The organism is Prosthecomicrobium sp. N25, from assembly GCF_037203705.1.
Taxonomy (GTDB): domain Bacteria; phylum Pseudomonadota; class Alphaproteobacteria; order Rhizobiales; family Ancalomicrobiaceae; genus Prosthecodimorpha.
Genome location: NZ_JBBCAT010000001.1, coordinates 712,839 through 724,870 on the forward strand (window position 1 = coordinate 712,839; position 12,032 = coordinate 724,870).

Annotated in this window: 12 protein-coding genes; 9 read left to right on the forward strand and 3 right to left on the reverse strand. The window is 70.6% G+C overall.

From position 1 onward, the window contains the following. Window positions 1-1,089: an ABC transporter ATP-binding protein gene (locus WBG79_RS03295; RefSeq protein ID WP_337355682.1), complete on the forward strand. Its 1,089-nt coding sequence runs from the start codon at window positions 1-3 to the stop codon at window positions 1,087-1,089. Beyond that, window positions 1,086-2,306: a metal-dependent hydrolase family protein gene (locus WBG79_RS03300; RefSeq protein ID WP_337355683.1), complete on the forward strand. Its 1,221-nt coding sequence runs from the start codon at window positions 1,086-1,088 to the stop codon at window positions 2,304-2,306. The genes WBG79_RS03295 and WBG79_RS03300 overlap by 4 nt, the downstream gene beginning before the upstream one ends. Before the next feature lie 61 nt (window positions 2,307-2,367). Here WBG79_RS03300 and WBG79_RS03305 read toward each other — a convergent pair whose 3' ends face one another. Next, window positions 2,368-3,174 (reverse strand): transglutaminase-like domain-containing protein, encoded by an 807-nt coding sequence (locus tag WBG79_RS03305; protein ID WP_337355684.1) that lies wholly within the window; start codon window positions 3,172-3,174, stop codon window positions 2,368-2,370. 341 nt (window positions 3,175-3,515) lie between these two features. Then, complete coding sequence (locus WBG79_RS03310) at window positions 3,516-3,812, reverse strand: PepSY domain-containing protein (RefSeq protein ID WP_337355685.1); 297 nt, start codon at window positions 3,810-3,812, stop codon at window positions 3,516-3,518. 133 nt (window positions 3,813-3,945) lie between these two features. On the opposite strand from WBG79_RS03310, the gene WBG79_RS03315 reads away from it, so the two are divergent. From WBG79_RS03315 to WBG79_RS03345, 7 genes are all read left to right on the forward strand, one after another. After that, window positions 3,946-4,617 (forward strand): response regulator transcription factor, encoded by a 672-nt coding sequence (locus WBG79_RS03315; protein WP_337355686.1) that lies wholly within the window; start codon window positions 3,946-3,948, stop codon window positions 4,615-4,617. After that, a complete protein-coding gene (locus tag WBG79_RS03320; protein ID WP_337355687.1) occupies window positions 4,614-5,963 on the forward strand; it encodes a sensor histidine kinase in 1,350 nt (449 codons plus the stop codon). The genes WBG79_RS03315 and WBG79_RS03320 overlap by 4 nt, the downstream gene beginning before the upstream one ends. Before the next feature lie 112 nt (window positions 5,964-6,075). Beyond that, window positions 6,076-6,462, forward strand: a complete 387-nt coding sequence (locus WBG79_RS03325; RefSeq protein WP_337355688.1) for a hypothetical protein — start codon at window positions 6,076-6,078, stop codon at window positions 6,460-6,462. Between the two features lie 25 nt (window positions 6,463-6,487). Then, a complete protein-coding gene (locus tag WBG79_RS03330; RefSeq protein WP_337355689.1) occupies window positions 6,488-6,958 on the forward strand; it encodes a DUF2271 domain-containing protein in 471 nt (156 codons plus the stop codon). Window positions 6,959-6,974: 16 nt separating this feature from the next. After that, complete coding sequence (locus tag WBG79_RS03335) at window positions 6,975-9,158, forward strand: PepSY domain-containing protein (protein ID WP_337355690.1); 2,184 nt, start codon at window positions 6,975-6,977, stop codon at window positions 9,156-9,158. Then, window positions 9,148-10,137 carry an FAD:protein FMN transferase gene (locus WBG79_RS03340; protein ID WP_337355691.1) on the forward strand — a complete coding sequence of 330 codons (990 nt, stop codon included), beginning with the start codon at window positions 9,148-9,150 and terminating at the stop codon, window positions 10,135-10,137. The genes WBG79_RS03335 and WBG79_RS03340 overlap by 11 nt, the downstream gene beginning before the upstream one ends. A gap of 105 nt (window positions 10,138-10,242) precedes the next feature. After that, entirely contained in the window at window positions 10,243-10,383 is a 141-nt protein-coding gene (locus tag WBG79_RS03345) for a hypothetical protein (RefSeq protein WP_337355692.1), read from the forward strand. A gap of 46 nt (window positions 10,384-10,429) precedes the next feature. Here WBG79_RS03345 and WBG79_RS03350 read toward each other — a convergent pair whose 3' ends face one another. After that, a complete protein-coding gene (locus WBG79_RS03350; protein WP_337355693.1) occupies window positions 10,430-11,977 on the reverse strand; it encodes a winged helix-turn-helix domain-containing tetratricopeptide repeat protein in 1,548 nt (515 codons plus the stop codon). Window positions 11,978-12,032 lie beyond the last annotated feature (55 nt).

A 12,032-nucleotide genomic window follows, 5' to 3' on the forward strand; every position in this document is an offset into this window, starting at 1 on the left:
TTGGCCGACATCACGCTCCAGGCAGTCGAGAAGCGGTTCCCCGACGGGACCGTCGCCGTGCATGCCCTCGACCTCGCCATCGCGGACGGCGAGTTCCTGACCCTGCTCGGCCCCTCCGGCTGCGGCAAGACGACGACGTTGCGCATGATCGCCGGGCTGGAGACCCTGACGGCCGGCCAGATCCTCTTCGGCACCACCCGCATCGACCCGCTCGCCCCGGGCCGGCGCAACATCGCGATGGTGTTCCAGAACTACGCGCTCTACCCGCACCTGACCGTGCGCGGGAACCTCGAATATCCCTTGCGCAAGCGCGGCGTGCCGAAGGCCGAGCGCGCGCCGATGATCGAGCGCACCGCCCGCATGCTCCACATCGGCGAACTGCTCGACCGCCGCCCGCGCCAGCTCTCCGGCGGCCAGCAGCAGCGCGTCGCCCTCGGCCGCGCCATGATCCGCGACCCCGCCGTCTTCCTCTTCGACGAGCCCCTCTCCAACCTCGACGCGCAACTCCGCTCCGCCATGCGGGCCGAGCTGATCCGGCTGCACGCCCAGCTCGGCAAGACCATGGTGTATGTCACCCATGACCAGCTCGAGGCGATGACCATGTCGACCCGCATCGCGGTCATGTTCAAGGGCCGGCTGCAGCAGATCGGCACGCCCGCGGAGATCTACGGCCGCCCCGCCAATCGCTTCGTCGCCGGATTCGTCGGGACCCCGTCCATGAACTTCGTGGACGGCGAGGTCGCGGCCGGCCCTGCCGGGCCGGTGTTCCGGAGTGCCACCCTCGCCGACCTGCCCCTGACGGGTCTCCCGGCCGGGTCCGTCGCGGCGGGCGAGCCGGTCGCCGCCGGCTTCCGATCCGAGCACGTCGCCCTCGGGGCCGGCGCCGACGCCGCGACCGTCTCGGTCGTCGAGGCGCTCGGCCACGAGACGCTCGTCCTCCTCGCCGCGGGCGCGACCGAGATCGCGGTCCGGGCCAGCGCCGATGTCGGCCTGAAGGCCGGCGACCGTGTGCCCTTCGCGATCGCGCCCGAGCGCGTCCATCTCTTCCGCGTGTCCGACGGGACGCGCATTCCGAGGAGCGACCCATGACCGACCTCCTGCTCAAGAACCTCGCCCTGCTCGACGTCGAGGCCGGCGTGCTCCGGTCGGGGCGCCAGATCCTGGTCCGCGACGGCAAGATCGCGGCCGTCGAGGAGGGCCGCGTCGACGCGCCCGGCGCCGAGGAGGTGGACTGCGGCGGGCGGACCGTCATGCCCGGGCTGATCGACTGCCATGTCCACATCGCTCCCGGCGCGATCCTCAACCAGCCGAAGCTCCACGCCTCGCTGACGGCGGCCCGCGGCGTGATGTGGATGCGCCAGATGATCCAGCGTGGCTTCACCACGGCCCGCGATGCGGGTGGGGCGGACGCCGGGTTCCGCCAGGCGGTCGAGCGCGGCATCAGCCTCGGCCCGCGCCTCTTCGTCGCCGGCCGCGCGATCAGCCAGACCGGAGGCCACGGCGACAAGCGCTGGCCCTCGGAGGAGGCCTGCTCCTGCCACGCTTCCACGGCTTCCCTGGCGCGCGTCGCCGACGGCGTCGACGAGTGCCGGCGCGCCGTCCGCGACGAACTGCGGATGGGCGCCAACCACATCAAGGTGATGGCCGGCGGCGGCGTCAGCTCGCCCTCCGACTCCATCTTCCACCTGCAGTATTCCGACGAGGAGCTCCTGGCCCTGGTCGACGAGGCCCGCCGCCAGCACACCTACTGCATGGCGCATGTCTATTCCGCCGAGGGCATCCGCCGCGCCTCCGAACTCGGCATCCGCACCATCGAGCACGGCAATTTCCTGGACGAGGAGACCGCCAAGGTCATGGCCGCGCGCGGCACCTTCCTGGTCCCGACCCTGGTCACCTACCGGGTCGACGGCGCGAACGGCAAGGCGATCGGCTTCACCGACGAGGTGATCGCCAAGAACAGCCAGGTGCTGGAGGCAGGCACCCGCTCCCTCGAGATCGCGTCCGCCGCCGGCGTCAAGATCGCCTACGGGACGGACCTCGCCTATTCCTCCAAGGTGCACCAGCCCGAGGAATTCCTGGTCCGCGCGGAGGTGCAGAAGCCCGCCGACATCATTCGCAGCGCCACCGTGATCGGCGCCGAGGTGGTCGGCATGGTCGGCAAGATCGGCGTGGTCGCGCCCGGTGCCTACGCGGACCTGCTGGTCGTCTCGGGCAATCCCCTGGAGGACCTCGGCGTGCTCCAGAACGAAGGCGCCCAGATGGCCGCCATCCTGAAGGAAGGCCAGTTCGTCAAGCGGGCCCTCTGACCGGAGCCGGGCCGGCAGGTCCCGCCCGTGCGGGACCGCGGCCGGGGACAGCCGGGGCTGATTACTCTCGAACTTCCTCGGTCGTCACCTGGAAGTCGACGAGGGTGTTCGGACCGAACGTCGTCGTGATGGCGACGTCCGTCGCGTCCCGTCCTCGGGCGATCAGAATGCGTCCGATGCGCGGTACGTTGTTTCGCGCGTCGAAGGTGTGCCAGGTACCGCCGAGATAGACCTCGAACCAGCCGGCGAAGTCCATGGGGCCGGCTGCAGGCACGCCGATGTCACCGAGATAGCCTGTACAGTAGCGGGCCGGGATATTCAGGCACCTGCAGAACGCGATGGCGAGATGGGCATAGTCCCGGCACACGCCCTGGCGTTCGGTATAGGCCTCCCACGCGGTTTTCGTCGGCCGGGCGAACTCGTATCCGAAGCGGATGTGATCGTGGACGAAATCGCAGATCGCCTGGACCCGCGGCCAGCCAAGCGGCTCCTTCCCGAACAGGTTCCAGGCCGTGTCCGCCAGTTGTTCTGTTTCGCAGAACCGGCTCGACAAGAGAAAAACCAGCGCATCCGGCGGTAATTCCTCGATCGTGTGCTGACGGGCGTCGAGGACCACCGGATCGGGGCGCCCCTGATCGTTGACGAGGCCGGACCCGGAGATGACGAACCGGCCAGGGGGTGCGGTGAGGCGACTGCACCAGTTTCCGAACGAATCCCGGTAGGCGCCGATCGGCACACCCGGGTTCGTGGTCACATGGTCGACGACGATCATGTCGGCCGCCCGGCTGTAGTGCACGTTGAGCACCAGAAGCATGGGCGTCGGCTGCGGGAAGTCGTAGACGATCTGATACCCGATCTTGATCTTCATGGAGTCTCCATCCCGGCCCCGCCGGCGAGCCGTGGTCGCGCGTTTCGTCCGGGGTCGAGCGAAGGCTCTGCCGGCCATGCACATTGCAAGGTTCGAACGTGAAGGTGCAACGCCTGACCGCTCGAAACGTCCCCGCCGATCGCGGTCCGGACGGGGACGAGCCGGACGCCCGCGACCATGGCCAGGAGAAGAGAAGACCCTACACCCTCCGCAAGGCGGGATCCAGGCGAGCGCGGCGGCCCTGCCGCGAGCGCGGGCGGGCGGATGCCGATCGCCCGGGCACGCCGCAAGGCCGGAAATCTGCCGGGCACTGAACCTCGGGCTCTGCAACGCCTTAGCGATCAGTCGTCGTCCCGGAGGTCGCTGCCGCGGCCGTCTCCCTTGCGGCCGACCATGTCCAGGGTGGCGGGGTCGAAGTGTGCATCCATTCTTTGGCCGGAGGCGGTGACGGCTCGGACCCGGTAGCAGCCGTCATGCGCTCGGATCGTCTCGACGACCCACCCCTCCGCCTCCAGCTTCCGTTGCAGTGCATCCCGGGGTTGCCAATCGGCCAGCGGGGCGCGGCAGCGGGAGTCCGCCCGGGCGGAGCCCGGGTCGAACGCCAGCAGCAGCAGGACCGTCAGGATGGTGCTCTTCACGTGCGTGCCCCGGTGGCAGGATGTCGACGCATTAGAACACGGGCGACTGACGATCCGCTGAACGGCCCGCGGATTTTCCACGCTCCGGATCCCGCCCGAGCGCGCTAGGGTGGAGCCGACAGCGGAGCGAGGCATGCGGATTCTCCTCGTGGAAGACGATCGGGGCCTGGGCGCGGCGGTACGCGACCAACTCGCCGCCGACGGCCATTCGGTCGACTGGGTGACCAACCTCGCCGATGCGGGGGCCTCCATGCCGGCTGCCGTCTACGAACTGGTCCTCCTCGACCTGATGCTCCCGGACGGGCGCGGTCTCGACTTCCTGAAATCCCGCCGCGCCGCCGGGGACGTCACCCCGGTGGTCATCCTCACCGCCCGCGACCAGATCTCGGATCGGATCGCCGGCCTCAATGCGGGCGCCGACGACTACCTGGTCAAGCCCTTCGACCTCCACGAACTCTCCGCCCGCGTCCGCGCGGTCGGCCGCCGCTACGCCGGCAACCCGAACCCGCTCGTCACGGTCGGCGACCTCGACGTGGATCTCGCCGAGCGTACGGTTCGCCGCGGAGGCAAGCCGATCGCGCTCACCGGCCGGGAATGGGCTCTGTTCGAGGCCTTCGTGCAGAGGCCGAATGCGTTGCTCTCCAAGGGGCAGTTGGAGGAAAGGCTCTACGCCTTCGGCGCCGAAGTCGAGAGCAACACGATCGAGGTCTATATCGCAAGGCTGCGAAAGAAGGTCGGCGCCGAGGCGATCGCGACCGTGCGGGGTATGGGCTACCGCCTCGGCACGGCGGGCCGGCGGGAATGAGACCGGTGGCCCGGGCGGCGGGAAGGAGCCTCCTGCGCCGGCTCGCCCTCGGGGTCGGCGTCGGGATGGCCGTGCTTTGGATCGGCGCCGCCACGGTGGCCGGCCTCGTCCTGCGCCGCGAGATCGACGAGGTTTTCGACAGCGCACTGCAGGAGGTGGCCCAGCGCGTGCTGCCCCTGGCCTACGCGGAGGTGCTCGCGCGCGAAACGAACGAGCCGCAACGGCTGCCCCCGGTCGGCGGGCACCGCGAATACATCACATACGTGGTCCGGGACGCCGCCGGCACGGTCCTCCTGCAATCGAGCGACGCGGACCGGGTCGCCATTCCGCGGGATCTCGCACCGGGCTTCGCGACGAGCGCGGACCTGCGCACCTACACCGAGGCGGCGGTCCAGGGAACCATCCTGGTCACCACGGCCGAGGATCTCGATCATCGCGCCGCCGCCGTCCGGGGCGCCGTGATGGCCCTCTTCTGGCCGCTCGTCGCCCTCGTGCCGGTCGCGCTCGCCGGCGTGTGGATCTCGGTCCGGCTTTCGCTGAAGCCCATGCTTCAGTTCAGCGCGGCGATCGGCGAGCGCGGACGCGGCAATCTCTCCCTCGTCTCGACCGAGGGGCTGCCGGACGAGATCCTGCCGGTGGCGGCATCCGTCAACGCGCTGATCACCCGCCTCAGGAACGCGCTCGAGGCCGAGCGCGGCTTCACGGCCAACAGCGCGCACGAATTGCGGACACCCATCGCCGCTGCCCTCGCCCAGAGCCAGCGGCTTCTCGCGGAGCTCGGCGAGGAGGCGCCGCGCGAAAGGGCCCGCGCCATCGAGCAGTCGCTGCGCCGGCTGTCGCGGCTGTCCGAAAAGCTCCTGCAGCTCGCCAAGGCGGAGGGGGGCGGGCTCGTGGCGGAGCATGCCGCGCCGCTCGGGCCTGTTCTCCGCCTGGTGGTGGAGGAACTCGACCGGCAGCTCGATGTCTCCGATCGGCTCGAGCTTTCGCTCCCGGCAGACGGCGGGCCGCCGCTCGACCTCGATCCCGATGCCTTCGCGGTGCTGGCGCGCAATCTGGTCGAGAACGCGGTGCGGCACGGCGACCCCGAAGCGCCGATAACGGTCCTGCTCTCGGCGGACCGGCTGGAGGTGACCAACGGCGGCCCCCCCGTTCCGGCCGACCGGCTCGCCACCCTCACGCAACCCTTCCAACGGGGACCGACCCGGGTGGACGGCTCGGGGCTCGGCCTGGCGATCGCCGCGGCGATCTGCAAAGGCGCGGGTCTCGCCCTGGACCTCACCTCCCCGGTTCCGGGCCAGGCAGGCGGGTTCCGCGCGACGGTACACTTCGCCCCGACCCCTCCCTGACCCGCGCCCGATCCTGACGCCAGGCTGAACGGCAAACCGCCTGTCTTTCAGGTGGGCGTCAGGTGCAGGCGGGATCCTGCCTCCAGGACGCAATGAGCCTGGAGACATGATCATGACCAAGCGCACCCTCCTCCTGACCGCCCTGCTGGCCTGCACCGCCGGCGGCGCCGTGCTCGCGGCCGGACACCCCGCCCGCCATGACGGCGAAGACCGATCCGCCGCCTCGGCCTCGGGCGAGGCGCCCGGCCGGATCGTCATCGCCTCCGGCGACGATCGCCCCGGCCACCGCCGCCACGAACGCGCCGAGCGGCACGGCCGCGACGAGCGCTCCGCGCACGAGCGTCGCCATCACGACGACGACGATGACGACGACGGCAGGGATCGCGGCGGCGCGCGCCGCGGCGACCTCTCCCCGACCGGTCCCGCCGACCCGAACGCGCCCCTGCCGCAGAACGGCCTTTTCGGGGGCAAGAGCCGCCCGAAGGTCGAGGTCCAGTGACGGCCAGCCCGGAAGGAGATCCATCATGAGAGCCTATCTCGCCGCCCTCGCGGCCACCACCGCCCTGGTCGTGCCGAGCCTCGCCGAGGCCCGCCAGGTCACGTTCGAAACGCAGCTCAAGGCCCACGGCGGTCCAGGCGCCTATGTGGCCCTCTACGTCACCGACGCCGCGGGCAAGTACCAGGGCACGCTCTGGATCGCGGGGGGCGCCGCCAAATACTACCGCCATCTGTCGGACTGGCAGCGCCTGTCCGGCGGCGGCGCGGCCGAGATCGACGGCATCACGGGCGCCAGCATCGGGTCCGGCAAGACGCTCAAGATCACGGTCGACCTCGCCGACACGCTGATCGATGCCGGCTACCGGGTCCAGGTCGACACCGCGGTGGAGGACGGCCGCGACAATCCTTCCGAGATCGTCGCGCCGCTCGCCGCCGAGTCCTCGGGCAAGCCCTTCGCGGGCAAGGGCTACGTCAAGTCGTTCAAGATCACCTTCTGAAGGGGCAGCAACCATCATGTTCCGTCGTATGCACTCGCTGCCCGGCATCGCGTTCGCCGTCGTCCTCAGCGTGACGGCGATGACGGGCGCCATCCTGTCGGTCGAACCCGTGATCGACCGCCTGTCCAGCCCTAGTCTTCCGACGACCGCCAGCGTCGCCGACCTCGCTGCGGCCGTGTCGACCCGCCACCAGACGGTCGAACGCATCACCGTCCGCCCGACCGGCATCGTGACGGTCGCCTACACGGACCCCGAGGAGGCCGGCATCGAGCGCGTGGATCCTGCCACCGGCGCGTCGCTCGGGCCCTACCAGGCCTCGGGATTCTTCCGCTTCGTCACCGAGCTGCACCGCTCCTTCCTGTTCGGCGACGCCGGGCGGATGGCGGCGGGCGCGACGGCCTTCGTCATGCTGGCCATGTCGGTGTCCGGCCTCGCCCTGCTGGTCCGAGCGCTCGGCGGCTGGCGGGGGCTCTTCGGGGCCGCGCGCGGTCCGGTTCCGCAGCGCTGGCATGTGAAGGTCGGCCGCCTGGCCGTCGCCGGCCTGACCGTGACCTCGCTGACCGGGCTCTGGATGACGGCCGACACGTTCGGCTTCGTGCCGGCGCCCTCGGCGCCGCAATCGGCCGCTCCCGCGTCCGGGGGCGCGCCGGCTCCGGTCGAAACGCTCGAGGCCCTGCGGGCGATCCCGCTCGCCACCCTGGAACGCCTCGACTTCCCGGCCGCGGATGATCCGAGCGACGTCTTCACGGTGAAGACGGGTGCCGGCGAGGTGGTGGTGGACCCCGCGACGGGTCTGTCGCTGGGCTTCGCGCCGGCGAGCCTCCTGGATCGGGCCCAGTCGGTGATCCGCATGCTGCACACCGGGCGCGGCCTGTGGGCGCTCGGCCTCATCCTCGGACTCTCGGCCGCCGCCGTTCCCGTGCTCGCCGCGACCGGACTGGCGGCATGGTGGCGCCGCCGAAGCGGCTCCGCTGCCGCCGTGCCGGTGCCGGCGGGCAGGCCCGACACCGTCGTCCTGGTCGGCAGCGAGGGCAATGCCACCTGGGGCTTCGCCGAGACCTTGCGGAGCGCTCTCGCCCGGTCGGGTCACGTCGTGCACGTCGCGGCCATGAATGCCGTCGGCCCCGAGCATCTCGACGCCGAACGGCTCTTGATCCTGACCTCGACCTACGGCGACGGTGACCCGCCGGCCTCGGCGAGCCGCTTTCTCGCCCGCCTCGACAGGTTGGAGGGAGCCGTTCCGTACGCGGTGCTCGGCTTCGGCGACCGGCGCTTCCCGCAGTTCTGCGGCTACGCGTCCGCGGTCTCGGCCGCCATGGAGGCCAAGGGCTGGCCGTGCCTCATGGCGCTGAAGCGGGTCGACCGCCAGTCGGCGCAGGAATTCGCCCAGTGGGGCCACGATCTCGGACAGGTGCTGGGCAACCCCCTCGGCCTCGAGCACGTGGCCACCACGCCGGCGACCTCGGCGCTGGAACTGGTCGACCGCGAGGACTACGGCAAGGCGGTCGGGGCGCCGGTCTGCATCCTCCGCTTCCGCGCCCCGTCGGGCGGCGCCAGGCCCGGCCGGCTGCCGGCGTTTGAAGCCGGCGACCTCGTCGGCATCGTCCCGCCCGGCAGCGGCATGCCGCGCTTCTACTCGCTGGCCTCCTCGACCCGCGACGGCGTTCTGGAGATCTGCGTCCGGCTGCGCGAGGGCGGCCTCTGCTCGACCTTCCTGCATGGCCTGACCCCGGGCGACAGGGTCGAAGCCTTCATTCGCGACAACCCCGGCTTCCGGCCCGCCGTGGGCAGCGCGCCCCTGATCCTGATCGGCGCCGGCGCCGGGATCGGCCCGCTTGCGGGATTCGTGCGTGCAAACCGCCCGGGACGGCCGGTTCACCTCTATTGGGGCGGCCGCAGCCCGGCCTCGGACTTCCTTTACGAGCACGAGCTGGCCCAGCACCTGGCCGAGCGGCGGCTCACCTCGCTGGTAACCGCCTTCTCGCGCGGGCCGGGCAGCCCGGCCTACATCCAGGACCGCATCAGGGCCGACGCGCCGCGTCTGCGGGAGTTGATCCGCCACGGCGGCCAGGTCCTGGTCTGCGGCGGCCGCGACATGGCCCAGGCGGTCACCCAGGCGCTGGAGACCGTGGTTCGCCCGCTCGGCCTCGACCTCGCAACCCTGAAGTCCACGGGACGCTATGTGGAAGATGTCTACTGACCTCGCCGACCCGCCGGAGGTGCTCGTCCGGCACGCCCTCAACGGCCCCACCATGGGCGCACGCTGGACCGCCGTCCTGTATGCGCCGACTAACCTCGAGACCACGGGCCTGCGGGCCGCCCTGCAGGCCGCGGTCGACCGGGTGGACGACCAGATGTCGACCTGGAAGCCCCGCTCCGACCTTAGCCGGCTCAACGCCGCGCCGGTCGGGCGTTGGATCGACCTGCCGCAGGAGCTGGCGACCGTGCTCGATGCCGCCCTGGCGGTCGGGACCGCCTCGCAGGGGGCCTTCGACATCGGCGTCGGCGACCTCGTGAGGGCTTGGGGCTTCGGCGCCGGGGCCGGCGATCCGGACCCGATCGCCGCCGCGGAGGTCGCCCGCCGCCGCCCTGTCGCGGCCCCGCAGACGCTCGAGATCGACCGCACCCGTCGCCGCGCACGCAAGCATGCCCCGCTGCGGCTCGACCTGTCCGGCATCGCCAAGGGGTTCGGGGTCGACGAACTGGGGCGGGTCATGGCCGCGTCCGGCGCCGGTTCCTGGCTCGTCGGCATCGACGGCGAGATGCTGGCCCGCGGCACCAAGCCGAACGGGCGGCCCTGGGCCATCGCGCACGAAAGACCGCGCGAGGGCATCCGCGAGATCGCCGGCGTGCTCGATCTCGCCGACTGCGCGGTCGCGACGTCCGGCTCCTACCGGCACCTGCGCGAGACCGCAGCGGGCCGGATCGGACACACCATGGACCCGCGCAGCAACGCTCCGGCGGCATCCGACCTCGTTTCCGTGACCGTCCTCGCCCCCCGCTGCATGGACGCGGACGCCTGGGCCACGGCCATCCTCGTCTCCGGCAGCGCGGCCGGCGCCGCCCTCGTCCGGCGGCTCGGCCTCCGCGTCCTGGCCGTCGGCCGGGATGGCCAGGTGTCCTGGCTCGGGGAGCCCGAACACGGGGACGATGGACAGGCCCCAAGCAGCGGCCGTTAGGCCGGCCACGCCCCGGGGAACTCCGCCCCGACCGCGAGGCGGCCTGGGTCCGGATCTTCGCGGCTTCCCCGTGAAACAGGCGAGCCGCCGCGGGAGATCGGTCTCATGCTGATCCGAGATGCCATCCACCGCGGCCCGAAGGTCGCGCCGAACCGCTTCCGCACGGCGATCATCTCTCGCGCAGGCGTCGAGCGCAGCCTGGTTGCCTCGCGCCGGATGATGGCCGCTAAAGCCTGTACCCAGTAAAGGGGCGACATCGAGTTCGATCATGTATGAAGCTTGCAACGCCACTTTACTCTGGAAGACCACCGGCTCGTAAGGCATCGCCCAGAACTTGGGCAAGCTCCGGGGCACAATTTACGCCCGCGAATTGACGGCTGAACCGGAATGCGGGGTGGAGGTCCAGCACGCGCCTCGCGGCGATCTTCGCCTCCTGCAGTCGCCCCAGCTTGGCCAGCGCAGCAGTCAGTTGGACATAGGTGATGCTGTGTACCGGATTGGCCTGGACCGCCCTGCAGGCGGCACGACACGCGTCCTCGTATCGTCCGAGCAACAGATGGCTCATCGCCTGCGCATCGTAGGCTGCAAAGGCCCAGGGGTCGAAAGGACTGAGCCGCAGCCCTCGAGAACTCCATTCGATAGCCCGCTCCGCCTGCCCGCCCCAGCCGAGAAGCACGCTGCCAAGAATATGGGTCAGGGCCGACGATGGACTGAGCGCAAGCGCGGAATCCATCGCCGCAAAGGCCGCGTCCCTGTCGTGCCCGTCCATACCCAGTGAGAACCCCGCCAGCGTCAGGGCCGTGGCGTCGTCCGAGCCTTGCTGGATCGCACACCGCGCGTGGTGGATCGAAGCGACGCGGTTCTCCTCCCGCAGGCCGGCCCGCAGGAACAGGCAGTGATGGCACATGGCGGCATTGCCATGGGCCAGGGCGTAGGACGGGTCGAGAGCGATCGCGCGCTCGAGCAAGGACAAGGCGCGCGTGACCTGATCCGGCATTCCGGAGTCCACATCCGGTTGGGCGCGAAGCACGAGGTCATAGGCGTCCAGGTTTTCCGGGCGCTTGCGCTTCACGCGATCGATTTCAGCACGCCGAATGTTTGGCGCCATGGACCCGACGACCGACAGCGCGATCTCGTCCTGCAAACCGAAGAGATCGTCGGAGCTTCGGTCGTAGCGGTCGGCCCAGATCTGCGCCCGGGTCGACGCATCGACGAGCGAGACGGTCACCCGAACACGCCCGGCCTCCCTCCGCACGGCGCCTTCGAGCAGGTAGCGCACCCCGAGCTCGTGACCCACGCGTCTAAGGTCATCCACGCCGCTCCGATAGGTGAAGCTGGAGCCGCGCGCCGTCACGAACACCGAACGGATGCGGGACAGGCCGTTGATGATGTCGTCCACCATTCCATCCGCGAAATACCGATTCTCCGGGCTTCCACTCAGATCGGCGAACGGCAGGACCGCGACGGACGCCCTCTCGGGCAGAGGGGGACCTGCCTGTGCCTTGTCGGGGCTGCCGCGCGTCACAGCGGGACCGATGTAGCGATAGCCCCGGCGCGGCAGCGTTTCGATCCAGCTCTGATGGTCCGGACCCGTCACCAGGACGCGTCGAAGAGCGGCGATCTGGACGGTGAGGTTGTTTTCGGCAACGGCCAGCGAGCCCCAGCCGGCCTCGACGAGCGCGGCCTTCGAGACCGGCGCCCCGGCACTGTCGAGCAGTGCCTGCAGCAGCGCGACGGCCCGCCGGCCCAGCATGGTGGGCTCACCGGCGCGGAGCAGGATGCCTGTCTCCGGATGGAGGCAAAAGGGGCCGAAGAGATAGTTGAAGTCACCAGACGCCATGGGGAAATTTTAGCAAACTTTTGGCAGCGCTTTCAGGACTCGCGAGACCGTGAGG

What these genes read in the sequence shown, in the direction of transcription:
- WBG79_RS03325 (WP_337355688.1), top strand. Translation starts at nt 6,076, where the DNA reads ATGACCAAGCGCACCCTCCTCCTGACCGCCCTGCTGGCCTGCACCGCC.
- WBG79_RS03330 (WP_337355689.1), top strand. Translation starts at nt 6,488, where the DNA reads ATGAGAGCCTATCTCGCCGCCCTCGCGGCCACCACCGCCCTGGTCGTG.
- WBG79_RS03305 (WP_337355684.1), bottom strand. Translation starts at nt 3,174, where the DNA reads ATGAAGATCAAGATCGGGTATCAGATCGTCTACGACTTCCCGCAGCCG.
- WBG79_RS03320 (WP_337355687.1), top strand. Translation starts at nt 4,614, where the DNA reads ATGAGACCGGTGGCCCGGGCGGCGGGAAGGAGCCTCCTGCGCCGGCTC.
- WBG79_RS03345 (WP_337355692.1), top strand. Translation starts at nt 10,243, where the DNA reads ATGCTGATCCGAGATGCCATCCACCGCGGCCCGAAGGTCGCGCCGAAC.
- WBG79_RS03340 (WP_337355691.1), top strand. Translation starts at nt 9,148, where the DNA reads ATGTCTACTGACCTCGCCGACCCGCCGGAGGTGCTCGTCCGGCACGCC.
- WBG79_RS03315 (WP_337355686.1), top strand. Translation starts at nt 3,946, where the DNA reads ATGCGGATTCTCCTCGTGGAAGACGATCGGGGCCTGGGCGCGGCGGTA.
- WBG79_RS03335 (WP_337355690.1), top strand. Translation starts at nt 6,975, where the DNA reads ATGTTCCGTCGTATGCACTCGCTGCCCGGCATCGCGTTCGCCGTCGTC.
- WBG79_RS03300 (WP_337355683.1), top strand. Translation starts at nt 1,086, where the DNA reads ATGACCGACCTCCTGCTCAAGAACCTCGCCCTGCTCGACGTCGAGGCC.
- WBG79_RS03350 (WP_337355693.1), bottom strand. Translation starts at nt 11,977, where the DNA reads ATGGCGTCTGGTGACTTCAACTATCTCTTCGGCCCCTTTTGCCTCCAT.